Annotated in this window: 23 protein-coding genes; 14 read left to right on the top strand and 9 right to left on the bottom strand. The window is 61.5% G+C overall.

Annotated features, from left to right (window positions below; translation table 11 throughout):
* The first annotated feature begins 3 nt into the window (after window positions 1-3).
* From hpnI to P3T16_RS31675, 3 genes are all read left to right on the top strand, one after another.
* Window positions 4-1,236, top strand: a complete 1,233-nt coding sequence (gene hpnI / locus P3T16_RS31685; protein ID WP_429255603.1) for a bacteriohopanetetrol glucosamine biosynthesis glycosyltransferase HpnI — start codon at window positions 4-6, stop codon at window positions 1,234-1,236.
* Window positions 1,226-2,161, top strand: a complete 936-nt coding sequence (gene hpnK, locus P3T16_RS31680; protein ID WP_429345229.1) for a hopanoid biosynthesis-associated protein HpnK — start codon at window positions 1,226-1,228, stop codon at window positions 2,159-2,161. The genes hpnI and hpnK overlap by 11 nt, the downstream gene beginning before the upstream one ends.
* Window positions 2,162-2,429: 268 nt before the next feature.
* Window positions 2,430-3,752 carry a TIGR00366 family protein gene (locus P3T16_RS31675; RefSeq protein ID WP_429345228.1) on the top strand — a complete coding sequence of 441 codons (1,323 nt, stop codon included), beginning with the start codon at window positions 2,430-2,432 and terminating at the stop codon, window positions 3,750-3,752.
* A gap of 73 nt (window positions 3,753-3,825) precedes the next feature.
* Here P3T16_RS31675 and P3T16_RS31670 read toward each other — a convergent pair whose 3' ends face one another.
* A complete protein-coding gene (locus tag P3T16_RS31670) occupies window positions 3,826-4,110 on the bottom strand; it encodes a hypothetical protein (protein ID WP_429345227.1) in 285 nt (94 codons plus the stop codon).
* Window positions 4,111-4,520: 410 nt separating this feature from the next.
* Here P3T16_RS31670 and P3T16_RS31665 point away from each other — a divergent pair, with 410 nt between their 5' ends.
* Window positions 4,521-5,279: a COG4705 family protein gene (locus P3T16_RS31665; protein WP_429345249.1), complete on the top strand. Its 759-nt coding sequence runs from the start codon at window positions 4,521-4,523 to the stop codon at window positions 5,277-5,279.
* Between the two features lie 91 nt (window positions 5,280-5,370).
* A complete protein-coding gene (locus P3T16_RS31660; protein WP_429345226.1) occupies window positions 5,371-5,781 on the top strand; it encodes a histidine kinase in 411 nt (136 codons plus the stop codon).
* 80 nt (window positions 5,782-5,861) lie between these two features.
* Here the strand turns inward: P3T16_RS31660 and P3T16_RS31655 are convergent, their stop codons facing one another.
* From P3T16_RS31655 to P3T16_RS31645, 3 genes are all read right to left on the bottom strand, one after another.
* Window positions 5,862-7,007: a substrate-binding domain-containing protein gene (locus P3T16_RS31655; RefSeq protein ID WP_429345225.1), complete on the bottom strand. Its 1,146-nt coding sequence runs from the start codon at window positions 7,005-7,007 to the stop codon at window positions 5,862-5,864.
* Window positions 7,008-7,125: 118 nt separating this feature from the next.
* Entirely contained in the window at window positions 7,126-8,127 is a 1,002-nt protein-coding gene (locus P3T16_RS31650; RefSeq protein WP_429345224.1) for an ABC transporter permease, read from the bottom strand.
* Complete coding sequence (locus P3T16_RS31645; protein WP_429345223.1) at window positions 8,124-9,758, bottom strand: sugar ABC transporter ATP-binding protein; 1,635 nt, start codon at window positions 9,756-9,758, stop codon at window positions 8,124-8,126. Before P3T16_RS31645 ends, P3T16_RS31650 begins: the two co-directional genes overlap by 4 nt.
* A 251-nt stretch (window positions 9,759-10,009) precedes the next feature.
* Between P3T16_RS31645 and deoC the strand changes: the two genes are divergently transcribed.
* From deoC to P3T16_RS31605, 8 genes are all read left to right on the top strand, one after another.
* On the top strand, window positions 10,010-11,020 hold the full coding sequence (gene deoC, locus P3T16_RS31640; protein WP_429345222.1) for a deoxyribose-phosphate aldolase: 1,011 nt from the start codon (window positions 10,010-10,012) through the stop codon (window positions 11,018-11,020).
* 16 nt (window positions 11,021-11,036) lie between these two features.
* Window positions 11,037-13,424 carry an aldehyde dehydrogenase family protein gene (locus P3T16_RS31635; RefSeq protein WP_429345221.1) on the top strand — a complete coding sequence of 796 codons (2,388 nt, stop codon included), beginning with the start codon at window positions 11,037-11,039 and terminating at the stop codon, window positions 13,422-13,424.
* A 59-nt stretch (window positions 13,425-13,483) separates the two neighbouring features.
* Window positions 13,484-13,969, top strand: a complete 486-nt coding sequence (locus P3T16_RS31630) for an RbsD/FucU family protein (protein ID WP_429345220.1) — start codon at window positions 13,484-13,486, stop codon at window positions 13,967-13,969.
* Window positions 13,966-14,928 (top strand): ribokinase, encoded by a 963-nt coding sequence (gene rbsK, locus P3T16_RS31625; protein WP_429345219.1) that lies wholly within the window; start codon window positions 13,966-13,968, stop codon window positions 14,926-14,928. The genes P3T16_RS31630 and rbsK overlap by 4 nt, the downstream gene beginning before the upstream one ends.
* A 34-nt stretch (window positions 14,929-14,962) precedes the next feature.
* Entirely contained in the window at window positions 14,963-16,033 is a 1,071-nt protein-coding gene (locus P3T16_RS31620) for an ABC transporter permease (RefSeq protein WP_429345218.1), read from the top strand.
* Between the two features lie 103 nt (window positions 16,034-16,136).
* Window positions 16,137-17,141, top strand: coding sequence for an autoinducer 2 ABC transporter substrate-binding protein (locus P3T16_RS31615; RefSeq protein WP_429255590.1), 1,005 nt, complete (start codon window positions 16,137-16,139; stop codon window positions 17,139-17,141).
* Between the two features lie 70 nt (window positions 17,142-17,211).
* Window positions 17,212-18,762, top strand: a complete 1,551-nt coding sequence (locus P3T16_RS31610) for a sugar ABC transporter ATP-binding protein (protein WP_429345217.1) — start codon at window positions 17,212-17,214, stop codon at window positions 18,760-18,762.
* A 24-nt stretch (window positions 18,763-18,786) separates the two neighbouring features.
* The gene (locus tag P3T16_RS31605; RefSeq protein ID WP_429255588.1) at window positions 18,787-19,833 is read left to right on the top strand and encodes an ABC transporter permease; all 1,047 of its coding nucleotides are present in this window, start codon (window positions 18,787-18,789) and stop codon (window positions 19,831-19,833) included.
* A gap of 55 nt (window positions 19,834-19,888) precedes the next feature.
* Here P3T16_RS31605 and P3T16_RS31600 read toward each other — a convergent pair whose 3' ends face one another.
* The 3 genes from P3T16_RS31600 to P3T16_RS31590 all read right to left on the bottom strand — a co-directional run bounded on the left by P3T16_RS31600 (window position 19,889) and on the right by P3T16_RS31590 (window position 22,322).
* Window positions 19,889-20,614 carry a DeoR/GlpR family DNA-binding transcription regulator gene (locus P3T16_RS31600; RefSeq protein WP_429255587.1) on the bottom strand — a complete coding sequence of 242 codons (726 nt, stop codon included), beginning with the start codon at window positions 20,612-20,614 and terminating at the stop codon, window positions 19,889-19,891.
* A gap of 189 nt (window positions 20,615-20,803) precedes the next feature.
* Entirely contained in the window at window positions 20,804-21,721 is a 918-nt protein-coding gene (locus P3T16_RS31595) for a LysR family transcriptional regulator (protein WP_429345216.1), read from the bottom strand.
* Between the two features lie 211 nt (window positions 21,722-21,932).
* On the bottom strand, window positions 21,933-22,322 hold the full coding sequence (locus P3T16_RS31590) for a response regulator transcription factor (protein WP_429345215.1): 390 nt from the start codon (window positions 22,320-22,322) through the stop codon (window positions 21,933-21,935).
* A gap of 191 nt (window positions 22,323-22,513) precedes the next feature.
* Between P3T16_RS31590 and P3T16_RS31585 the strand changes: the two genes are divergently transcribed.
* Complete coding sequence (locus tag P3T16_RS31585) at window positions 22,514-24,274, top strand: hybrid sensor histidine kinase/response regulator (RefSeq protein WP_429345214.1); 1,761 nt, start codon at window positions 22,514-22,516, stop codon at window positions 24,272-24,274.
* Window positions 24,275-24,329: 55 nt separating this feature from the next.
* Here the strand turns inward: P3T16_RS31585 and P3T16_RS31580 are convergent, their stop codons facing one another.
* Window positions 24,330-24,626 carry a hypothetical protein gene (locus P3T16_RS31580; protein ID WP_429255583.1) on the bottom strand — a complete coding sequence of 99 codons (297 nt, stop codon included), beginning with the start codon at window positions 24,624-24,626 and terminating at the stop codon, window positions 24,330-24,332.
* 546 nt (window positions 24,627-25,172) lie between these two features.
* Entirely contained in the window at window positions 25,173-25,307 is a 135-nt protein-coding gene (locus tag P3T16_RS31575) for an entericidin A/B family lipoprotein (RefSeq protein ID WP_115101171.1), read from the bottom strand.
* Window positions 25,308-25,588 lie beyond the last annotated feature (281 nt).

Genomic DNA, 25,588 nt, shown 5'->3' with positions numbered 1-25,588 from the left:
GTGATGGTGGCTCACGCGTTGACCGCAATTCAATGGTTGCTGCTCTCTGGATGTTGCGCAGCGTCGGTATATGCGGTGTTTGCAGCGGTCGCAATGCCATCTTTCGCGAGCCGCCGGACCGCAGCTGTCCGTCACGCGGCGCATCAATTCGCGGGTGTGGGCGTTAGCGTCCTCAAGCCGCTATGCGGCGCGGAGCCGCGTCTCTACGAGAATCTCACCACCTTTTGTGAACAGCGTCATGGGCGCTTCCAGTTGCTGCTGGGCGTGTCCTCGCCGGACGATCCCGCCGTTGCGGTAGTGCGTCGTCTGCAGGCGGCCTGGCCCGCGCACGATATCGAACTCGTGGTGAACGAGCGCGTGCATGGCAGCAATCTCAAGGTCAGCAATCTGATCAACATGGCAGAGCACGCCCGGTATGACGTGATCGTGATTGCCGACAGCGACATCGCCGTCACGCCCGATTACCTCGATACTGTCGCGGCGCCGCTGGCCGATCCGCGCGTGGGCGTGGTCACCTGTCTGTATGTGGCGCAAGGCATCGGTGGGTTCTGGCCGCGCGTCGGCGCGCTTTTTGTCAACGAGTGGTTCGCGCCGTCAGTACGCGTCGCCCATGCGACCGGCTCGCGCCGTTTCGGCTTCGGTGCGACGCTGGCCTTGCGTCGCACGACGCTCGATCGCATCGGCGGCTTCAACGCGCTCAGAAACTGCCTTGCCGACGACTACTGGCTTGCCGAACATGTCCGCGCGCTCGGGCTGCGCACGGTTTTGTCGCGGGTGATGGTCACGACAGACGTCATCGAGCCGACCTTCGCGACGTTGTGGCAGCGCGAGACGCGCTGGCTGCGCACGATACGTTCGGTACGTCCGCAGGGTTTCGCCTTTCTGTTCATTACCTTCACGTCGCCGTGGCTGATGCTCGGTGCGTGGCTTGCGTGTGGGCTCGAGGCAGGCGCGGACGGCGCGCATCTCACGGCTGCACTCGCGAGCGGGGCCAGCACGATCGCCGGCGGCGCGGCGCGCGTGCTGCTGCACTGGCGAAGCGCGCGTCACTCGCGCACGTTCTGGCGCGATCTCGCACTAACGCCGCTGCGCGATACCTTGCTGGCCGCGCAATGGCTGGCGGCTGCGTTCGGTTCGCATGTGATGTGGCGCGGGGCACGCGTGCCGCTGGAAGTGTCGACAGCGCAGGACGTGATGGAAGTCCTTGACGTGATGGAGACACAGGATGGCGGCTGAAGCACGCCGCGCCCGGTCCGCGCATGGCGACTCTTCTGCGAGTGATGAACCCGCTACCCATGCTGGCGTTTCGTGCGCCATCACGACGGCTCGCGCTTACGCGCCGCAGCGCGCGCTGATTGTTACCGCTGACGATTTTGGCTTGCACCGGCGTGTCAATCTCGCGGTCGAATGGGCGCATCAGCGCGGCGTGTTGACGGCGGCAAGCCTGATGGTCGGCGCACCTGCCGCGCGCGATGCCGTCGAACGAGCGCATGCGCTGCCGGAATTGCGCGTCGGCTTGCACCTGGTGCTGGCTGACGGTACCGCATCCACGCCGCACGCCGGCATTCCCGCGCTCGTCGACGAGCAGGGACGTTTCGGCGACAACATGGTGGTAGAGGGCGTGCGGTTTTTCCTCTTGCCGCATGTACGCAGGCAGCTCGCGCGCGAGATCCGCGCCCAGTTCGATGCATTCGCGAAGACCGGCTTGAAGCTCGATCACGTCAATACGCACAAGCACTTTCATCTGCATCCGACTGTGCTCGGGTTGATCCTCGAGATTGGCCGTGACTACGGCATGCGCGCCATGCGCCTGCCTTACGAAATCAATGCGCCGCTATGGTTGAAGCCATGGATCGCGCAGGTGCGTCGGCGGCTCGATCGCGCGGGCATTGCACATAACGACTACGTTCTCGGTATCTCCGACACCGGGCAGATGGACGAAGCGGCATGGCTCGCCGCGCTCGCGAATCTGCCTCGTGGCGTGGGTGAAATCTATTGCCATCCGGCGACGGCCGGCGACGGCGCGTTGAGCGACGGCATGCGCGCATATCGCCATGCGGACGAACTGCACGCATTGCTTTCACCTCGCGTCGCGGCGGCGATCCGGGCGGCCGATGCGAAGCTCGGCGGATTCTGCGACATGCTTCACACGAGCGATTAATTTCGGCTCTGGACCCATTCACGTCCCGCGCGGCAGCATGCTGATCCGCAAAAACGGGGCGCATCAATCACCTGATCAACGACAGTTCGCAACCGGCAGCGCCATCGCAAGCGCTTCGCCGGACGGCGTCTGCATGTGCCTCGACGAGACTGCCCGGCTCGAACGCAAAGCTTCTGGTTCTGTGCAAGAATCGCGGCCAGGCTGGTGGGCAAAGAAAGAAAGTTGAGATTGCCTGCCAGAAAAAAGACTGGTGACGAGGAGTAGACAGGTGATTCAACGTATCTCAGGTTTCTTCACGCAGGTGGTGCATCGATTCCTGCCTGACCCGCTGATTTTCGCTATTTTTCTGACGATCGCGACGTTTATCCTTGCGTTCGGATTGACGCCGAAAGCGCCGGCGGAGCTGGTGACGTTGTGGGGTGCTGGCTTCTGGAATCTGCTCGCATTCTCGATGCAGATGGCGATGATTCTGGTGACCGGGCATGCACTGGCCAGTTCGGGTCCAGTCAAGCGATTGCTGGTCGCGCTGGCAAGTTCAGCGCGCACGCCGGGACAAGGCGTCATGCTCGTCGCTTTCGTTGGCGCCGTGGCATGCGCGATCAACTGGGGATTTGGTCTTGTGCTGGGCGCCATGCTCTCCCGTGAAGTTGCGAGACGTGTAAAGGGCACTGACTACCGCCTGCTGGTGGCGTCTGCGTACATGGGGTTTCTGACATGGCACGGAGGACTGTCCGGGTCGGTTCCCCTCGTGGCAGCGACGAAGGGCAACCCGATGGAAAAGACAATCGGCCTCATCCCTGTCGCGCACACCATTTTCACGGGCTACAACGCGTTCATTACCTTCGGCCTGATTATCCTGCTGCCGGTTCTTGCCAGGCTGATGATGCCGAAGCCGGAAGACGTCGTGTCAGTCGATCCCGCTTTGCTCGAAGAGCCGCCCTCGGTGGAGCGCACACTGCCTGCCAATGCAACGGTCGCAGAACGAATGGAAGAGAGCCGCATTCTCGCGATTCTGATTGCATTGGTGTGCGCGGGGTACCTGATCCTTCGAACCGTCCAGAAAGGATTTGTACTCGACATCGATACAGTTAATCTGGCTTTTCTGGCGGCGGGATTGGTCCTTCACAAAACACCGATGGCCTATGCCAGAGCGGTCGGTGTCGCAGCCCGAGGTGCATCGGGCATCATGATCCAGTTTCCGTTCTACGCCGGCATTCAGGCGCTCATGGATCATTCGGGCCTCGCCGGTGTCATCACACGATGGTTCGTCGATATTGCCAACGTGCATACGTTCCCGCTGCTGGCGTTTCTCAGTTCGGCGGTCATCAATTTCGCGGTGCCTAGCGGCGGTGGACACTGGGTCGTGCAAGGACCGTTTGTAATGCCGGCCGCGCAGGCTCTGGGCGCGGACCTTGGCAAATCCGCCATGGCCATCGCCTACGGCGAGGCCTGGACCAACATGGCGCAGCCGTTCTGGGCACTCCCCGCGCTGGCTATTGCTGGCCTCGGTGTACGGGACATCATGGGCTATTGCGTGACCACGCTGCTGTTCTCGGGCGTCGTGTTCGTTGCGGGGATGTACCTGTTCTGAACGTCGCCATCAGCGACGAAATCCGGGCCGCCCGCAGAAGCACGCGGCCCGTTCGCTCACTTACATCCCTCTATCAGCCTGCTTTCGCTGCAGCCTCTTTTGCGAGGAGCCGCTGAGCCTGGCGATCGCCAGCACCTGCTTCCTGCGCCGTTTGGACCGAGGTCTCGGTTGCTTCCGCCAGCATTGCGCGACCTGCCTGGCTAATGCTCACACTGTATGACATCGGCGCCGTTGCCGCGCCGGCAGGTTTGCTGCTGGTCGACGTTGCGGCGGTAGCCTCTGCCGTCTTCGTGGTCGTGGCGGGTGCTGTCGACCCCGCTGCCTGCATCGCTTCGTGATTGATTGCCTGAACCGACATGTGATTCTCCTAAGGTTAAAACGCCAGTACTGCAGTCAGGCTATCGGCGGTTATCTTGCGTGCTTTAGAACTATATTTTTTGTTCAGAGGGGATTTCATAAGGTTGCCTTAAGGTCCGTCTGAGTGGGTATCCCGCAACCACGCGGCAGGTCATGCCGCACGCTCGACGTGACGCACCTCAGGCACGCGAAGTGCTGTCTTCAGGTCTTCCGCTCGCCTCGCGTTCATAAGCATTTCTTAAGGAACGCCACAGATAATGAGGGCGTCAATTAGCGCTTCCCGATCGTCACGGTGATCGGAGAGGCACGTCATCGCGCCACGGTCAGTGCGTAACAAAAGCACCGTGCTTCATTCCTGCGTCGAACCGGAGAAGTCACTTGAATCCATCTGCGAACCGTCATGTCTTCGACATGCTCAACAAGGTCCCCGAAGTCACGATTGTCTTCTGGATCATCAAGATCATGTCGACGACGGTCGGCGAAACCGGTGCCGATTATCTCGCGGTCCATGTAGGGCTCGGCACGGCTGTCACTGGCGGATTGATGCTCGCGCTTCTGATCGCAGTGCTGTATTTGCAACTCCGTTCGTACCGGTACGTGCCGTGGATTTACTGGACAACCGTTGTGCTCGTCAGTGTGGTCGGAACACAGATCACCGATGCACTGACTGATGGACTCGGGGTGAGTCTTTACGTCAGCACGGCCGTCTTCGGCGTCGCGCTGCTTGCGACCTTCGCCATCTGGTACCGATGCGAGCAGACTCTCTCCATCCACACGATCGTGACGAGACGACGCGAACTCTTCTACTGGGCGGCCGTGCTGTTCACCTTCGCGTTGGGCACGGCTGCGGGCGATCTCGCCACAGAGGCGCTCGGTCTCGGATTCACGATTGGCGTCGTGGCGTTCAGTGCGTTCATCGTGGCGGTGACCATCGCCTGGTCTCTTGGCGCCGACGCAGTACTGACGTTCTGGCTGGCCTATATCGTGACACGTCCACTCGGCGCATCGCTTGGCGATCTGTTGTCCCAGGCGCGAACCTACGGAGGGCTGGGCCTTGGAAGCGTCAATACCAGCGTCGCATTTCTGGCTGTGATTTGTGCTCTGGTGATCTATGCCACCTCGCTCGAACGCCGCGGCACCAGCGTGCCACATATCACGGACGAAGCGTAGGCACGCCTGCCCCCATAGTGCCGGTCTGCGTGATTTCACTCAGACAACCGACCCGCAACAGATCGATCAATCGATTCGAAGGAGAAACAGAATGACCCGTAGCACGTTATTGAAGGCCACACTCGGTCCATTGCTGGTGGTGGCCGTATTCTCCACAGCACACATCGAAGGCGCAGGGGCGCTGATCCCGTCAGCCGAAGCGGCGAGCGCATCGAAGCTCGGCGATCTGTCGTCGTTCCGCGGGATCGTTGTCGATACAGCGTCGCTCGTCGACAAAAACAATCTCGGCGCTGCGAAAGCCCGCATCAAGGATCTGGAGACATCGTGGGACGAAGCAGAGCCGTCGCTGAAGCCGCGGTCTGCGGCGGACTGGCATGCTGTCGACAAGGCGATTGACCGCGCGCTGTCGGCATTGCGGTCCAGCACCCCGGATGCGGCGACATGCAAACAGTCACTCCGTGATCTACTGGCAGAGATTGACCGGATCAGTGGAAAGGCGTGATCTGATTCACCCCGTGCGTGGATGCCGTGCGGAGCGCATCGCCATGCGATGCGCTCCGCACGAATCATTCAGCCATCACATCAGCCGCAAGCCGGCTTGGCCTTTTTGCATGCATCGGCGAGTTGCGGCGGCGGATCTTTCTTGAACACGGTCTTGTACGACTCAAGCACCGTCGCCTGGACAACCGGCAACGACTGCACGCCGATCCACGCCGGCGGCGTCTGGCCAATGAGCGCTTTCATCATCGCCATCGCTTCGGCGACGCCCTGATCGTACGGACGTTGCGAGCCTGTTGCCTTGAGCGGACCGCCCCTCGCAATTTCGATCGCGGATTCGAGGCCAAGATCGACCGTCGTGACGGGAATGTTGACACCTTGTGCCCGCATCGACGTGAGCGTATCCAGCGCCGGCTGATCCCATACGGCGAACAGACCCTTGACGTCGGGATTGCCGGTCAGGAAATCTCCTGCGATCTGCCCGACTTTTGACGGATCCGTGAAGTCGACCTGCTTGATCTTGATGTCCGGACGGTTCTTCTTCATCCAGTCGTTGACCGCCTTCGTGCGTTCTTTCGTGCTGAAGTAATCGACGCCGAAGTTGACCAGTCCAATCGTCGAGCCCTGCGGCATGCACGAAGCGAGCACCTTCGCGGCGATCTGGCCATTACCTTCGCTATCGGCCGAGATCATCGAAGCGTACTGCTCCGGATGTTTCAATCCGGTAGGCACGTTGTCCATGAACACGAGCTTGATGCCGGCTGCGGACACCTTCTTGTACGTCGCGGCTGTCGCCGTGCCATCGACCGGAATCGAGATGATGCCGTCGGGATGGCGCTGGATCGTGTTCTCGATATCCGCGATCTGCTTGTCGACCTGATACTCGGCCGAAGCGGTGCCGATCACTTCGACGCCATATTTCCTGAGCGTATCGGTGATGCCTTGCACCTGAAGTTGAGACCAGTCGAGATTCATCGTCTGCATTGAAATGCCGACCTTGAATTTGCCCGCCTTTACCTTGGCCGTGTCGGCGGCGTTCAGTTGCACCGAATCGACTGAAGCCGCTTTTTCGCCGTTCGGTCCTTGTCCGATGATCGTCTTCGGTCCGATCGAAGCGACCGGCAATCCGGTCACGCATTGCGCGCTGGCGGCGAAAGAGGACAGGGCGGCGACAGCTGCCGCCGCCATGACACTGGCTAAAGCCATTCTTGAGCCACGACGATGATTCATGATTCTTCTCCGTTGGTCTTCATGTCTGTGTTAAGTCCGTTAAGTCCTCTGCCGGTTGCGGAACCCTGCAGGCACGTTGCAGTGGTTCCGGACATCACGAGTGATCGACGTGCCCCCGTCACTTCTTTGTAAATGCGACTGCCGCAACGATGATGGCGCCCTTGATGACAAGTTGAAGCGAAGAACTCACGCCCAGCAGAACCAGCCCGTTATTGAGCGTGCCGATAATGAGGCTGCCTAGCAGCGTGCCGAGAACGAATCCGCGGCCCCCGAACAGACTGCATCCGCCGAGCGTCACGGAAGCGATCACATCGAGTTCGAGCCCCTGCACGACGTCAGGCCTCGCGGCATGCGAGCGCGCGGACAGCACGAGCGCGGCGAGCCCGGCCAGCGCGCCGGTAAGAATGAAGGCCAGGGTGGTCACGCGCCGGATGTTGATGCCCGAATAGAGCGCGGCCGTCGGATTGCCGCCCGCTGCATAGATCTGCCGGCCAAAGACGCTGTAGTGAAGCAGCAGGATGCCGGCGATCACGGCCAGCACTGTCCATATGATCGGCACCGGTACGCCGAAAATAACGCCTTCGCCAAAGATCGCGACAAACGAGTCATTGGTGATGATGACCGGCTTCGTCGTCGTGACGAGCAATGCGAGTCCACGCGCGGCGCTTAACGTTCCGAGCGTCACGAGGAACGACGGAATGTTCAGCCGCGTCGTCACAAAACCGTTGATCGCGCCGACGATTGCGCCGGTCCCAATGCCGGCGATCGCACCGATGATCCAGTTGTCGCCGACATACGACATCGCGAGTGCAGCGGACATACCGGACAACGCGAGCGCCGAACCGACCGACAGATCGATCTGCCGCGCGATGATGACGAACGTCATGCCGATCGCGATGATGGAGACGAGGGCGGTCTGGCGGCCGATGTTGAGGAAGTTGTCGATGGAGAGAAACCAGGGCGACGCGAAGCTGAAGACGACCAGCAGGATCGCGAACGCGACATAAAGCGCATACGGCCTGTCGCCCTGCAGCAGAAGTTGCGCGAGCCGCCGCGCACGGCTGCGCCGCTGCTGCGAAAGCTGCCGTTCAGCCGGCAGCGGCGAGACGGAATCGTTCATGTTGCGTGCGCCCCGAAGGAAGTCCCCTCGGGGGACTCAATGGAAGAACGGGAAACCTGGATCAGGTGGTGGAGTGCTTCAGCGTTACCCAGTTCGGTGCGCTCGGCGGTCTTGACGATGCGGCCATCGACGACAATCGAAATCCGGTTGCACAGGCGCAGCAGTTCATCGAGGTCAGAGGAGACGATGAGCACGCCTGTGCCGGCCTGAGCAGCGTCATGCACCACGTCGTAGATTTCCTCGCGCGCGCCGACGTCGACGCCCACCGTCGGCTCATCGAGCATCAGGACCTTCGGCCGTGGGTTATTCCACTTGGCAAACACAACCTTCTGTTGATTGCCGCCTGACAAGAATCTGACCGGGGTCGAGGCGTTCGGCGCTTTTACGGCGAGTTGTTTCATTGCGCTCTTCGCCTGCTGAACGGCGGCCTGACTGCGCAGCCAGCCCCAGCTTGAAAAATGCGGCAGGCGTGGCAGCGTCAGGTTTCGCTCGATGGAATGATCGAGAACGAGGCCTTCCAGATGACGGTCCTCTGGCACCAGCGCGACGCCGAGCTTGATGGCTTCGGCCGGTGTGATATGCGTGAGTGACTGACCGTCGATCACGATGGCGCCGCTATCAACCGCTCTCAGTCCGAAAATGGTTTGCAGAATCTCGGTGCGGCCGCTGCCAATCAACCCCGCAAGCCCATGAATCTCGCCCCGGCGAACGGTGAGGTCGACGTCATGAAGCCTGTCGTTGCTAACACTGGACAACGTGAGGACGGACGCCGCTGCGGGTTCGCGCCCGGAGGACGCACGCGAATCACTCATCACGCCGGCAGTGCCAGTGCCAGCCGCGGTCATCTCCCGCGCATGCAGAGCGGCATGGCCCGGCCCGACAATCGCCGCGACCAGCTGCTTCATATCGGTTTGCGCCGTCGAAAAGATGCCGGCGTTGGCGCCGTCACGGAACACCGTGACGCGCTGCGAAATACGGAACACCTCGTTCAACCGGTGCGTCACATAGATCACGCCTACGCCTCGATCGGTGACCGCGCGAATGGCGTCAAACAGAATCTGTTCTTCGCCACCCGTCAGCGCCGAAGTCGGTTCGTCGAGAATCAGAACCCGTACGTCGCCCATCAACGCTTTGGAGATCTCCGTCATCTGACGGTACGCAAACGGCAAGGAACCAACGGGTGTGCGTGGGTCGAGCGGGATTCCATGCGACTGAAGAAATTCGCCGACCTGCGCCATCAACTGACGCTGCTTCACAAAACCGAAACGGGTGCGCGGCTCGCGTCCCAGCATCAGATTGGCGCCGACCGAAAGCGATTCAACGAGACTCAGATCCTGATAGACCACGGCAACGCCCGCGTTGCGGGACTCCGCCGGCGAGCCGAACGCGATCTGCCTGCCGTCGATTTCGATGACGCCTTCATCGTATGCATGGACGCCGCTCAGGATCTTGATCAACGTGGATTTGCCGGCGCCGTTTTCGCCGAGCAACGCGTGGACTTCCCCAGGAAAGACTTCGAGGTTGACGCCGCGCAGCGCGTGTACGCCGCCAAATCGTTTGGTGACGCCCGCAACACGGATCAGGGGTACCTGAGGCGATGAAGCGGCCGCGACCGCAACCGGCTCACTCATCTGGCTTGTCTCCTTCGTCGCGTACGACGACATTCTTTTCTTTGTCTAGCGCAATCAGCCGCGAAGTTTGTTGTGATCTTCGCATCATGGAAATGGTGAGTCAATAACATTCAGGGCATTCCACGTGCTCGTTACGATCAAAATGTAATGATTGCATCGCAAAGCTTGTGATAATTCTATCAATCGATGTAGCATAGACCCGAACGACTCATCAGCTTTTGATGTGCATCGCACCAATTTCCGGATGTCTCATGCCTGAAGCTCCTTCTTCGTCTTCTTCGGTCATCGCGCTGCGCGGCGGCCCGCTCATCCACCCGGTACGCAATCCGGGCACGCCATTCGACGCGTCGTGGCTGGACGGCCTGCGTGTGAACCAGTCCGCTGTTGAACGGCGAACCGCCACGCTTGCCACACGCCGCACCGTCAAGAAGGATGCGCAGGCCGCGTGGCTGCTGAAGGCCGTGACCTGCATCGACCTCACGACGCTCAATGGCGACGACACCGAGGGCCGCGTGCGACGTCTCTGCGCGAAGGCGCGGCAGCCCGTGCGTGCTGACATTCTCGAAGCGCTCGGCATGGCGCCGCAGGCCATCACGACGGGCGCGGTGTGTGTCTATCACCGCTTCGTCGCGGCAGCGGTCGATGCGCTGAAAGGCAGCGGTATTCCGGTCGCAGCGGTGTCGACCGGTTTTCCGGCTGGCCTGATCCCGCATCCGCTGAAGCTGAGAGAGATCGAGGCATCGGTTGCGGACGGTGCGATGGAGATCGATATCGTCGTGACGCGCGAATACGTGCTGACCGGCAACTGGCAGGCGCTGTACGACGAAGTGCGCGATTTCCGCGCGGCCTGCGGCCCTGCGCATCTGAAGACGATTCTCGCGACGGGCGACATCCGCACGTTGTCGAACGTTGCGCGTGCATCGATGGTCTGCATGATGGCCGGCGCCGATTTCATCAAGACGTCGACGGGCAAGGAGGGCGTCAACGCGACGCTCGACGTGTCGCTTGTGATGGTGCGCATGATCCGTGAATACCAGGAACGCACCGGCGTGCCGATCGGCTTCAAGCCGGCGGGCGGCGTGTCGGGCGCGAAGTCCGTGCTGTCGTATCAGATCCTGATGAAAGAAGAGCTTGGCCGAGAGTGGCTCGAACCCGATCTGTTCCGTATCGGCGCATCGAGCCTGCTGGCCGATATCGAACGCCAGCTCGAACATCATGTGAGCGGCCGTTATTCCGCTTTCAACCGTCACCCTGTAGCCTGAACTCAAGACCGATCCCATGAGCGTAGCCGAGTATTTTTCATCGATGGAGTACGGTCCCGCACCCGAGGACGATCAGCCCGCGCGCGCATGGCTTGCGCAACACGAGGCGACCTTCGGGCATTTCATCGGTGGCGCGTGGCATGCGCCTGCCGCCGGTGAGCGCTTTGTCTCGCACGCACCCGCGACAGGTGAGCGACTCGCCGACATCGCACAGGGCGATGCTGCCGATGTCGACGCGGCCGTCGCAGCAGCGCGTGCTGCGCAGCGGGGCTGGCTCGCGCTGGGCGGTGCAGGACGCGCGCGGCATCTGTACGCGCTGGCGCGCATGGTCCAGCGTCACAGCCGGCTCTTTGCCGTGCTCGAAGCGCTTGATAACGGCAAGCCGATCCGCGAAACACGCGATATCGATGTGCCGCTCGTCGCGCGGCATTTTCTGCATCACGCGGGCTGGGCGCAGTTGCAGGACAGCGAATTCGCCAGTTACGCGCCGCTCGGTGTGGTCGGTCAGATCGTGCCATGGAATTTTCCGCTGCTGATGCTCGCGTGGAAAATCGCGCCGGCTATTGCGACCGGTAACTGTGTTGTATTGAAGCCCGCGGAATACACGCCGCTCACCGCGTTGCTGTTCGCGGAACTCGCGCATCGTGCAGGTTTGCCGGCGGGCGTGCTGAACGTCGTGACAGGCGACGGTCGAACCGGCGCGGCGCTCGTCGCGCATCCGAAGGTCGACAAGATCGCCTTTACGGGTTCGACCGAAGTCGGGCGGTTGATCCGCTCGGTGACGGCGGGTTCGGGCAAATCGCTGACGCTCGAGCTCGGCGGCAAGTCGCCGTTCATCGTATTCGACGATGCCGATCTCGATGGCGCGGTTGAAGGCGTTGTGGACGCGATCTGGTTCAACCAGGGGCAGGTCTGTTGTGCAGGCTCACGGCTGCTCGTGCAGGAAGGCATCGAAGCGCGCTTCATCGCGAAGCTGAAGCGTCGCATGGAAACGCTGCGCGTCGGTACCTCGCTCGACAAGAGCATCGATATTGGCGCGATCGTCGATCCGGTGCAGCTCGAACGGATCAACTCGCTGGTCGAGGCAGGAAGGCGTGAAGGCTGCGCGGTCTGGCAGTCACCCGGTGCTGGGATGCCGGCTAGCGGCTGCTTTTATCCGCCGACGCTGGTCACCGGCGTCGCGCCGGCTTCGACGCTCGCGCAGGAAGAAATCTTCGGCCCGGTGCTGGTGACGATGAGTTTCCGCACGCCGGACGAAGCGATCGCGCTCGCGAATAACTCGCGCTATGGGCTCGCTGCCAGCGTATGGAGCGAGACCATCGGCCGGGCACTCGACATCGCCCCGCGCCTCGCATGCGGTGTCGTGTGGGTCAATGCGACGAACCTGTTCGATGCGGCAGTCGGTTTTGGCGGCTATCGCGAATCGGGCTACGGCCGCGAAGGCGGACGTGAGGGCATTTACGAATATCTGAAGCCGCGTGCGTGGCTCAAGCTTGCGGATCGTCGGCCGGTGCCGCATGGGGCTGGCGCAACGAAGCGCGATCAGCCGTCGAATGTCGCGGCGATCGACCGCACCGCGAAGCTCTTTATCGGCGGCAAGCAGGTGCGTCCGGATAGCGGCTATTCTTTGCCGGTTTATGCGCCGGATGGCACGCTGGTGGGTGAAGTGGGCGAGGGTAACCGGAAGGACATCCGCAACGCGGTTGAAGCGGCACGCGCAGCGCAGAAGTGGTCGCAGGCCAGCACGCATAACCGCGCTCAGGTACTGTACTACCTCGCGGAGAATCTTGCGGTTCGCGCCGATGAATTCGCACGCCAGCTGGTCGCGAGAAATGGTGCAACGGAAGCGGCGGCCCGCGCGGAAGTCGAGGCTTCGGTGGCGCGGCTCTTCACGTACGCCGCATGGGCTGACAAGTTCGACGGCGCGGTGCATACACCGCCGCTGCGCGGCGTCGCACTGGCGATGAACGAGCCGCTTGGCGTGATTGGCATCGCGTGCCCGGACGAAGCGCCGCTGCTCGGCTTCGTTTCGCTGGCGGCCCCGGCGCTTGCGATGGGCAATCGTGTTGTTGTGTTACCGGGCGAGACGTGTCCGCTTGCAGTCACCGACTTTTACCAGGTCGCCGAAACATCTGACGTGCCCGGCGGTGTGCTGAACATCGTGACCGGCGAGCGCGGCGCGCTGCTGCCTGCGCTCGCAAAACACGACGATGTCGACGCGGTCTGGTGCTTCGGCAACGCGACGGATTCGACGCTGGTCGAACGCGAGTCGGTCGGCAACCTGAAGCGCACGTTCGTCGATCACGGACGCCAGTTCGACTGGTACGACCGGTCGAGCGAAGGCCTGCCGTTCCTGCGTCAGGCCGTGCAGGTAAAGAACATCTGGATACCGTACGGCGACTGACTGACCGTCTGACTGAACGAAATCGAAATGCACGCCAACCAGGAAATGGAGGAGACAACGTGCTGAAGAATCTGGACCCGCTGTTAAGCGCCGATGTGCTGCACGCGTTGAGCGCGATGGGCCACGGCGATGAACTGATCATCTGCGACGCGAATTTCCCCGCCGATTCCGTTGCGCGTGCAACGGTCACCGGCAAGCTGTTGCGCCTCGACGGCGTCGACGCAGCGCGTGCGATTCGCGCGGTGTTATCCGTGCTGCCGCTCGATACATTCGTCGACGATCCGGCGTTGCGCATGGAAGTCGTGGGCGAACCGGACACGATTCCTGCTGTGCAACGCGAGGCGCAGGCCGAGGTGAACAAGGCGGAAGGCCGCAATGTGCCGTTTGCTTCGATCGAGCGTTTCGCGTTCTATGAACGTGCGCGCAAGGCGTACTGCGTCATCGCGACGGGTGAACAGCGCGGTTATGGCTGCTTCGTGTTCAAGAAGGGCGTGCTGCTTGCACCCGATGCCCCGAAGGAAGTCCCCCTGGGGGAACGCACATGAACGCACCTCAGGAACGAAGCGGGCGCGTCGTCATTCTCGGCATCTACGTTACCGACCTGACGTTTCGCGCGGAGCGCATGCCGCTGATCGGCGAGACGATCGCCGGCTCGGCATTCGCGATGGGCCCCGGCGGCAAGGGTTCGAATCAGGCGGTCGCGGCGGCGCGTGCCGGCGCGCAGGTCGTGTTCTGCACCCGCATCGGCAACGATGCATTTGGCTCGATTGCCCGCGCAACGTGGGCCGCTGAAGGCATCACCGCGCGTGCGCCGGTTGTCGACGGCGTGTCGACGGGCGCGGCACACATCTTCGTCGACGACACCACCGGCATGAACGCGATCATCGTCGCATCGGGCGCGGCCGGCACGATGAACGCCGCCGACGTCGACGCGATCGAAGCCGACATCGCCGCAGCGCGCGTGTTTGTCACGCAGCTCGAACAACCGCTGCCTGCAGCGCGACGCGGGCTCGAAGTGGCGCGGAAACACGGTGTCATCACCGTGTTCAATCCCGCGCCTGCACTGCCGCTCGACGACGGCATGTTCCCGTTGTGCGACTACATCACCCCGAATGAAACCGAAGCGACCGCGCTCACCGGCGTACCGATCGCGAACGCAGACGACGCGCGCCGTGCCGCCGACGTGCTGCTTGCCAAAGGCGTCGGCGCCGTCATCGTCACGCTCGGCGAAGGCGGCGCGCTACTGCATTCAGCGACGCAATCGGTACTCGTTCCCGCATATCATTGTGGCCGCGTGGTCGAAACCGCGGGCGCCGGCGACGGCTTCACGGGCGGATTCGCAGCCGCGCTCGCACGTGGCGAAGATGCGATCTCCGCGATGCGCTTCGGCTGCGCGCTGGCGGGCATCTCCGTGACGCGTCCCGGCACAGCGCCTTCCATGCCGACCCTGGATGAAGTGAATCGGGTATTGAAGCAATCGGGCCAGATGTCACCGGCCTCCTGACTGTTTGTGCGGCCTGAAGGAGTGGGTTATTGCCATGAAGTCCTCGTTTGCTACCGGAAAACTGTTCGCCGACCGGCAACTGAATTTTCTGCTGATCGTCAACGTGCTCGTCGTGCTGGTTGCGACGTGGCTGTCGCGCGGGCAGTTTGTCGATATCGACAACCTGCAGTCGATGGGCGGCCAGTTGCCCGAACTCGGTCTGCTCGCGCTCGGCATCATGCTCTCGATGGTGTCGGGCAATGGCGGGATCGACCTGTCCGGCATCGGGCTCGCTAACCTGTCGGGCATGGTTGCCGCGATGCTTGTGCCGCATTTCATCAACGGCGACGATTCGCCGGTGCTCTATACGTCGCTCTTCTGCGCGATCGTGGTCGCGATGGGGCTGCTGGGCGGTCTGCTGAACGGCGTCGTCATCGCGCGGCTCAAGCTCACTCCGATTCTCTGCACGCTCGGCACACAGCTGCTGTTCACGGGCTTTGCGGTTGTGCTGAGCAATGGCGCGTCGGTGCATGTCGACTATGTCGACCCGTTGTCGGCGATCGGCAACGGTACGGTGTTTCAGGTGCCGATCGCGTTCTGCATCTTTATCGCAGCGATTATCGTGCTGGGCTGGTTGCTCAAACGTAGCCCGTTCGGTCTGCGTCTCTATCTGATGGGCACCAATCCCAAAGCCGCTTTCTATGCCGGCATTCCGCGCGCACGGATGCTCATCACCACCTATGCAATGTGCGGCGTGCTCGCTTCGCTTGCGGGACTGATCAGTGTGACGCACACGTCCAGCGCGAAGTGGGACTACGGTAACTCGTATCTGCTGATCGCGATCCTGATCGCCGTGATGGGCGGCGTGAATCCGGCGGGTGGCCACGGACGCATCATCTGCGTGTTCTTTGCCGCGACCGTCCTGCAATTCCTGTCAAGCCTGTTCAATCTGCTCGGCGTGTCGCAGTTCTTCGGCGATTGCGCGTGGGGGTTTCTGTTGCTGCTGTCACTGGCTTTCGCGGGTGGCGAGCGGGTGCGCGCGATCTTCGGATTCGGCGGTGGCGGTGGTTCTGGTTCCGGTAACGCAAGCGCGTCTGGCAGTTCCAGCACGGCGCCAGAGCGCTAGCAAAGCAGTCAGCGAAAAAGGGTTTCAGTACGCGGCGGACATCGAGCCCTGGTTGTCCGCGACCGTGAAGAGGGGCGACATCGAACGATAGAGGAGACATTGCATGAAATTGACTCGACTGGGTGCCGCGCTCGCAGCGGGCGCCCTCACGGTAGGCGTGATCGCCGCTGCGCAGGCGGCAACCGACGAAACGATCGTCACGGTCGTCAAGGTGACCGGCATCAACTGGTTCAACCGGATGGACGACGGCGTCAAGGAGTTCGCGAAGGACAACCCCGGTGTGAAGGCGTATCAAACCGGTCCGGGCCGCGCGGATGCCGCGCAGCAGCTGAAGATCATCGAAGACCTGATCGCGAAGAAAGTCACCGCGATCGCCGTCGTGCCCTACGATCCGCCCACGCTGGAACCCGCGTTGAAAAAGGCGATGGATCGCGGCATCAAGGTCGTCACGCATGAAGCGGACAACGCGAAGAACACGATGGTCGACATCGAAGCCTTCGACAACACCGCATACGGCGCCGGACTCAACGAGCGCCTCGCATCGTGCATGCATGACGACGGCAAGTGGGCCGTGCTGGTCGGTTCGCTCGGCAGCCGCTCGCAGGTGCAGTGGGCAGACGGCGGCATCGGTAACGCGAAAGCAAAGTATCCGAAGATGAATCTGGTCGAGCCGAAGCTCGAAACCAACAACGACGGTGAACGCGCATACGAAGTCGCGAAGGAAGTGTTGCGCAAGCATCCGGACCTGAAGGGCTTCCAGGGCTCGTCGTCGCTCGACGTGATCGGCATTGGTCGCGCGGTCGAAGAGGCCGGCATGCAGGGCAAGATCTGCGTGTACGGCACGGGTCTGCCGACCGAAGCGGGCAAGTTCCTCGAAAGCGGCGCCGTCAACGGCATCGCGTTCTGGGATCCGAAGCTCGCCGGTATCGCGATGAACAAGGTCGCGCAGATGCTGATTGACGGCAAGACGGTTGAGAACGGCGCCGATCTCGGCATTCCGGGCTACACGAAAGTCACGGTCGCGAAGGGACCGGGCAAGGGCATCATCGTGCGCGGCCAGGGCTGGGTGAACGTCGACAAGTCGAACTACAAGCAGTATCCGTTCTGATCGATGTGTCGCGGCGTGCCCGTCTTCCTGGGGGCACGCCTTTCCATCTGCGTATCTCTGACTCGCCATCATGAATCAAGACGTATCGTCACCGCAGTCCCAGTCATCGCAGCCTTTTCTGCAGGTAGTCGGCGTGCACAAGCGGTTTACTGGCGTGCATGCGTTGCGCGGCGTGAGCCTCTCGTTCGAGCGAGGCCAGATTTATCACCTGCTTGGCGAAAACGGCTGCGGCAAGAGCACGCTCATCAAGATCATTTCGGGCGCGCAACCGCCTGACGAAGGCGAACTGATTATCGAAGGCGTGCGGCATGCGCGGCTGTCTGCACTGGAATCGCTCGCGGCGGGCATTGAGACCGTGTATCAGGATCTGTCGCTGCTGCCGAACATGAGCGTCGCGGAAAACGTTGCGCTCACATCCGAACTGGCGGAACACGAAGGGCGGCTTGCGCGCACGTTCGACCGGCGCGCGCTGGCGCGCACCGCGGCCCGTGCGCTCGAAGCGGTCGGTCTGCCTGGCGATGCGGATTTTCAGGCGACGCTGATCGAAGAATTGCCGCTCGCGACGCGTCAACTCGTCGCGATTGCCCGCGCCATTGCGAGCGAAGCGAAGTTTGTCATCATGGACGAACCCACGACATCACTTACGCAAAAGGAAGTCGACAATCTGATCGCCGTGCTCGCCAGGCTGCGCGCAGAGGGCGTCACGGTGCTGTTCGTCAGCCACAAGCTCGACGAGTGCTACGCAATCGGCGGTGAAGTGATCGTGCTGCGCGACGGGCAGAAGATGGCGCAAGGCCCGATTGCGCAGTACTCGAAAGCGCAGATCAGCGAGTTGATGACGGGACGTCATCTATCGAACGAGCGTTATCGTGAAGGTGGCGTCGGGCAGGACGTCGTGCTCGATGTGCGCGGCTTTACGCGCGCTGGCCAGTTCAGCGATGTTTCATTCGCGCTGCACGGCGGAGAGATTCTGGGTATCACGGGCCTGCTTGATTCAGGACGTAACGAACTTGCGCGCGCACTGGCGGGCGTCGCACCCGCGCAGTCAGGGCAGGTCGTGCTCGACGGCAAGCCGGTCACACTGCGTACCCCGTCGGATGCGAAACATCATCGCATCGGCTATGTGCCAGAAGACCGCCTGAATGAAGGACTATTCCTCGATAAACCGATCCGCGACAACGTCATCACCGCGATGATATCCAGTCTGCGCGACCGCTTCGGCCAGATCGATCGTGCGCGCGCGCAGGCACTCGCGGAGCAGACAGTGAAGGATTTGCAGATCGCGACGCCTGGCATCGACAAGCCGGTGCAGTCGCTGTCGGGCGGTAATCAGCAGCGCGTACTGATCGGCCGCTGGCTTGCGATCGATCCGCGTGTACTGATCCTGCACGGACCGACAGTTGGCGTCGACGTTGGATCGAAAGACATCATCTACCGCATCATGCAGCGCCTGTCGCAACGCGGCATCGGCATCATCCTGATCAGCGACGACCTGCCGGAACTCCTGCAGAACTGCGACCGCATCCTGATGATGAAGAAAGGGCGCGTCGCGAACGAATACAAAGCCGATGCACTGGACGAAGCCGACCTGTATCACGCGCTGCTTTCGGAAGCGGCATAGCTGGAATGAGAGGACGCACCCCGCATGAATTCGCGTATTAACCAGACCATGACCACTCCAACCGTTGTCGAAGTCGCGCCCAGGGTCAAGCCGCTCAGCGTGCGCGCGAAGTTCACGCGTAATCCCGAGTGGTTCACTGTTGCGCTGATTGCCGCCACGTGCCTGATCGTCGGTGCGATCAATCCACGCTTTTTCCAGCTTGCGACGCTCTTCGACCTGTTGCATTCAGCGACGACGATGTCGCTCTTCGCGCTGGGTACGCTCGTCGTGCTCGCGTCCGGCGGCATCGATGTGTCGTTTACCGCGATCGCTGCGCTAACCATGTACGGCATCACTAAAGCCGTGTTTGCGTGGTGGCCCGACGCGCCGTTCGCGTTGATCCTGATCACGGGTGCGCTCGGCGGTGTTGTACTCGGCATCATTAACGGACTGCTGGTTCACCGGTTGAAAGCGCCTTCGCTGATCGTGACGATTGGCACGCAGTATCTGTATCGCGGCCTTCTGCTGACGTTCATCGGTACGTCGTTCTTCATGAACATTCCGCACAGCATGGACCGGTTCGGGCGTATCCCGCTGTTTTTCTATCACACGGGTGACGGGCTGCGTGCGGTGTTGCCGGTCTCGGTGCTGGCGCTGGTGGCGGCAGCGTTCGTCACGTGGTGGTTGCTCAACCGGACGATGATGGGGCGCGGTGTCTATGCGATGGGCGGCAGTCTGACGATTGCCGAGCGGCTTGGCTACAACCTGCGCGCGATCCATCTGTTCGTGTTCGGCTATACGGGCATGCTTGCCGGCATCGCGGGTATTTTGCATGTGTCGAACAACCGTCTTGCCAATCCGTTCGATCTGGTCGGATCGGAACTGGATGTGATCGCAGCGGTGATCCTGGGCGGTGCACGCATCACGGGCGGCACGGGAACGGTAGTGGGGACGCTGCTCGGTGTCGTACTGGTGACGCTGATCAATAGCGTGCTGATTCTGGTCGGCGTGCCGAGCACCTGGCAGAAGGTGATCATCGGCGCATTCATTCTGATCGCCGGGACACTCTTCGCATTGCAGCGCAAAAGCTGACGGCTTTGCTGCGTGATCCTGCAGCACGGCGGACTTCGTCGTGCTGCAGTCGCATTCACTTGCGCTTGCGCAGCTCCTGTCCTTTCTCGGTAATGATCGAATCGAAGTCGTCGATCTGCGAGAAACGCACCGCCTTCACGACGCCGAACTTGCTCATGTCGACCACGAGATGCCGCTCGACGGCACTCGCCATCGCGGCCTGCTTCAACGCGACTTCGTGAAAATTCCAGCAGGTCACGCCACGCGCAGTATCTACGCCGCCGGCGGAAATGAACGCCTTGTTGATCCCCATCCGACGCAGCATTTCGAGGCTTTCCTCGCCGGCGAATGAATCGGACGACGGCACGTAGACACCGCCCAGCAGGATCATTCGCACATTCGGCTTGCGCCGCAGAATCTCCGCGACATTCAGCGAATAGCACACGACGGTCACATGGCGCTCGACTGGAATCAGCCGCGCGAGCGTGGTGAGCGTCGTGCCGCAATCGATGAAAAGTGTTTCGTTGTCGCCGATAAGACCCGCCGCGACCGCTGAGGCTTCCGCCTTGGCCTGCGCGAAGTGGTCCTTTTCCTCTTCGAGTGAATAGCCGGCGTTGTTGGGCACATCTGTGGCGCTGACGATATAACCGCCAAGATAGGTGAACCGCTCGGGGCTGCCCGCGATATCGCGCCGGACGGTCATTTCAGATACGCCCAGCAATGTCGCGGCGTCACGCAGGCGCATCACGTTCTGCTTTGCCAGCGCATCGGCGAGGGCGCGGAGCCGGTCGGTTTTCAGCATGGAGGTCCTGGCGCGTAGCGTGGGTGCGCGTTATGTTTCGTTCGATTTCCTGAAAGAATTATAACAAGACGTCACGCGCACGGCGAGCCTGATGTGATGCTGAAAGTGCTGAGCCTACCCGGGTGACGGCGGAAGAGGAGGCAGCGGGAAAGTCTGGCGAAACATGCGGTACGGCCGGCGGCGACACACTTACAAGGCCTTGCCCTGCAAGCCAGGATACTTCGCGAAGAGCGCGTTGATCCAGTCGATGAAGAGCTTGAGCTTTTGCGGCAGATGCCGGTTCGGCACGTAGAGCAAGGAGACCGGCCGTGGCTTCGCATTGAAAGGCCGAAGCACTTCCTGAAGCCGGCCGTCCCGAAGGTAGGGTTCGACGAGGTACAGCGCGGTCTTGCCGAGTCCCAGACCGGCGAGTACGCACGCTACGTAAGCATCGGCGTCGTTGACGGACACTGCGCCTCTCATCGGGACACTTTTCGTTTCTCCGTCAACCAGAAACTCCCATATCCGCGGGCGACCGGTGTCGCCCGATATATAGTTCACCGCGACGTGCTGATCCAGGTCCGCGATCATCATGGGCGTGCCATACCGGGCCAGATAATCGGCGGAAGCGCACACGCATGTCGTCATGCTGCCGATGCGCTTTGCGACGAGCCCGGAATCCGCCAGCGCACCCACGCGCACGACACAGTCGACGCCTTCTCCGATCACGTCGACCTGACGGTCGGTGAGTCCGAGTTCGATATGGATGTCTGGATACTGCGCGACGAATTCGGGCAATGCAGGGATGACGAGGTGTTTGGCCAGCGCAGTGGGAAGGTTGATCTTCAGACGTCCCTTTGGTGCAACCTTGGCCCGTGAAAGCGACGCTTCCATGTCGTCGATTTCACTGAGCACATTGACGCATCGCTGATAGTAGGCATGTCCGTCTTCCGTCAGCGAGACCTTGCGGGTAGTCCGGTTCATCAGCTTGCAGCCGAGGTGATGCTCGAGCGTCTGCAGCAGCTTCGACACAGTGGGCATGCTCATGCCGGAGGAGTCCGCCGCACGCGTGAGGCTTCCCGCCTCGACGATACGAACGAACACTCTCATTGCCTGAAGCGTATCCATGGTGCCGAACCCTGTCTTGAAGCGAAGCTTTGCTGTGCACTGGAAATCCGGGCGGTTTGGGAAGCTGACGAGAACCGCACTCAGCGTCACCCCTGTTCATCCCGTCTCGTTGGGGCACCATATCGACGACGAACTTCATTACCCAGCGGGACGCCCGGTAGACAAAGCAGAATCCGGCCGGAGCGGACCACGCGCATGAGTTGCCGGGCGTTCAGTGCGCGCCATTCCCTGCCGTCAGATCGGCACGGGATCCGTCCAGTAGAGCGCGAATCGCCTCTATCAGTCGACCGATGGGTGCGGGTTTCAGCAGCAGTACGTCCCACAATCGCTCCTTCGGATGAGGCGGCAACGCAGCTGACAGCATGACCACCGGAATCGCGGCTGTTGCCACGTCGCCCTTCAATCGTCGGCACAGTTCAATGCCGTCTACCGTCGGCATCATCCAGTCGGTCACGATGAGATCCGGACATTCGCTAGCGACGACGATCAGACCCGCTGCCCCGTCCCTTGCCGTGAGGACGCGGTATCCCTCCTGCTCGATCAGAAATCGAAGCGGGCGCAGGATACTCGGGTCATCGTCAACAAGAAGTACTGTCGCCAATCCGGATGCCGCCGTCACACAAAGGGTAACTACCCGCTTTCGCAATAAACGTACCCAGTTGGATCAGGAGGCATCGCAGACAGCGCCGTCGGCATCCAGACAATCCTGGTGATCAGCTTTCAGGCGACTACAATTCATTCAGCACTGCAATTTTTGCCACCCATAGCCACAAATTACAACCAGGAGGCCATATGGCCGAACCGTCTGCGTCAATCGCAGCGGAACGCGCGCGCAGCGCGGGCGCCCTGATCACACCAACACTTAACGTACGTCCGCATCGCCCGCCTGATTTTGCGGCTGAGAGCAAGGCAATGCATCGTCTGGCGCAGGCGCTGACGTCTTCGGATGGGGCCATGCTGCAGACACTGTCGGACATGGCGCTGGACCTGTGCGAGGCGGGCAGTGCGGGCATCGGCCTGTTGGAACGCGACGCCGACGGGACCCGGGTCTTTCGCTGGGTCACGGTTTCGGGTCAATGTGGCAACGTAGCTGGCACCGTCACTCCGATCGCCGACAGTCCGAGTGGGATTGCGCTCGAACTGGCCGCAGGGCAACTGTTTTCGTTTCCCCAGCGCCATTTCGTCTGTCTGGAAGGAGTCAATCCGCCCATCGTCGAGGAACTGGTCGTCCCGATCCCGGACGAGCCCGAGCCGTGGGGCACCCTGTGGGTGATGTCGCATGACCCGGAGCATCTCTTCGACAGCGAGGATCGCCGGATCCTGACCAGCCTCGCGCACTTCACCTGCGCTGCGCTCACGATTACCCGCGCGAAGGCCGACGCGGAAGCCCGGGCGGCGGAGGCGGAGACAGCGCGCAACGCGCTAGCCCTGGCGGAAGCGCGCAAGGACGATGTCATCGCCTTGCTCAGTCACGAACTGCGCAATCCCCTGGCGCCGATAGACAGTGCCATGGCGGCTGTGCGTAAGCTGTCCGCCGACAATGCCGTCGTACTGTCTGCGCTGGATATCGCTGACCGGCAGATACGGTTAATGAAGCGACTCGTCGGCGATCTGCTGGACGCGTCCCGCATCAGGCATGGCAAACTTTCCGTGCATCCTTCGTACGGGTTGCTCCAGGATATCGTGGCGGATGCGGTGGCGGCGACGCAGGCCGAAATCAGGAACAATCAGCACCGGCTGACGGTCACGGTTCCGCCGTACCCGGTGCCGGTCTTTGCGGACCCCGCCCGTCTGACGCAGATTGTGTCGAACCTGCTGTCGAACGCGGTGAAATACACGCCTGCTGAGGGCGACATCACGTTACTGGTGGAGGCGCCGAACCCAGGCATCACGTCGACACCTGGGTCGTCGCCGCGCGAGGCGGTCATTACCGTAACGGACAATGGCGTAGGCATTTCCCCTGCGTTGCTGCCCCACGTCTTTGACATGTTCGTCCAGTCGGCGTCTGCGAGAAAACGGGCGGAAGGCGGCCTTGGCATTGGACTCGCTGTCGTTAAGCATCTGGTGAAGGCCCACAACGGCACCGTCACCATTGCCAGCCCCGGTGAAGGCCTGGGAACGGCAGTCACCCTGCGGTTACCCATCGTCCGCGAAAGCGTGGACGAGCCCGCAATGAGCACGACGCGCGTGCTGGCACCGATGCGCATGCTGCTGGTCGACGACAACGAAGACGCTGCGGACGCGCTAGGTACGCTGCTGGAACTGGAGGGCCACGAAGTACGGCGGGCATGCAGTGGACCCGACGCGCTCTCGATCGTGGAGTCCTTCGCCCCGGACGTTGCGCTGATTGACGTCTGCATGCCCGGTATGGACGGCTTTGAGCTGGCCCAGCTGCTTCGTCTCCGGGCGCAATGCTGCCTGACAAGGCTGGTGGCGTTGACAGGCTATATCGATGGCGCGAGCAGACTCCCGTCCGACGATCGGATATTCGACTGCCACCTCACCAAGCCACTGTCGCTCGACGAGCTTGCGGATGCGCTGCGTCGCTTGTAGAACCTTATTCCACGTGGCTGGGCCAGGCCACCCTCCGGTGAGGTATCCCGTGATTTCAATGCATGCTCGACGACGATGACTCACCCACGTCGAGCGTGGCCGCGACAACCCACGGCAGGGCACTCACCCGTCGTGCAATGTCCAGCACGTCCGCTCGAGAAATGGACTCGAAGGTGACCGTCATCTCGTCGAACTGATGTTTTCGATGGCAGTGAACCCGGGTCCGTCTCGCCTGGGACGCGTGCTGCCCCAACGCTTGCCAGACCGGGATAATCTTCAGCTGGCCCGCCGCCGCGCGCACCGTAATGCTCGACGCGATGGCGTCGGCCCGATGGTCGTCTTGATATGTCATTGCCGTGATTACCTGATCAACGGTCGTACGTCGATTTGTCCTGTTGGCGAGACCATTGCCCCGCGCACGGAACCCAGGGATCTGAGGGCTTCATGGTGCGCTGCCGCACGCCAGTGGCAGGGTCGGCGAGGAGCGTCCCGCGGCGGTCGCGCACCCGTCCTGCACTCGTGCAATGCAGCGATCCGGACGGCCTCCGCAAAACGCTGGAGCGCATCCATCGACCCGGACACGCTGGTGTACTCCTGCCTACCGATTCTTCCGTCTAAAAGCACCGCCAGTCCCGACTCACGCGCCAATCTGAATACGTTCATTTTCACGCCGTCGCCGTCTTTCGATTTTGACGCCCCGGATGTGTTGCGACACCTTCGGAGAAGCATGTCACGTGCCCGAGCTAGACCGAAGGTGCTCCCTATTGCTGATCTCGAGAGCAACGTCGCGGATCAGGCACCGTGACTGGAGAATCGACAAGACGCTCGCCGATCTTCAGAAGCGCCGGCCAAAAAAGTGAAACGATGTCTATGACTCGCACTCCCTCGGTTGGCGCCCTTACTTGGATTCCTGTGCCTCATTCTTGATCGCCTGGCCACCCTTCGAAATGTCCTGGCCTGCGCCCGCCATCGTGTTGCAGCCGGCCAGAACTGCGGTACCAGCAATCAGCATCCATGCAATCAATCGAATCATTATCTTCCCCTTGTTCAAAGCAGGATCGCACCAGATTAATTTTAGACGATTCTGCGGTCGGTGCCTTTTCCCGGTTTGTTCCCGCGATCATCAAATACAGGCGACTGTTGCTTGAAGTGCCTGGCGTCTCGATCAGGGGATACGCCCACGGCAGTCGTCGAACGTTCAAAAATTTCGAGTTGATCAATCAAAATTTTGAGCTATTTGCGCACGACGAAGTCCCGTAAGATCCGATCGACAGGCAGGTAAAACATTCCTCATGGAGACGCGCCATGGCAAGC

The sequence above is a fragment of the Paraburkholderia sp. GAS42 genome (assembly GCF_050436565.1).
Classification (GTDB): Bacteria; Pseudomonadota; Gammaproteobacteria; order Burkholderiales; family Burkholderiaceae; genus Paraburkholderia.
The sequence above is the reverse complement of the archived record's forward strand: the minus strand, read 5'-3'. Positions and strand labels throughout refer to the sequence as shown.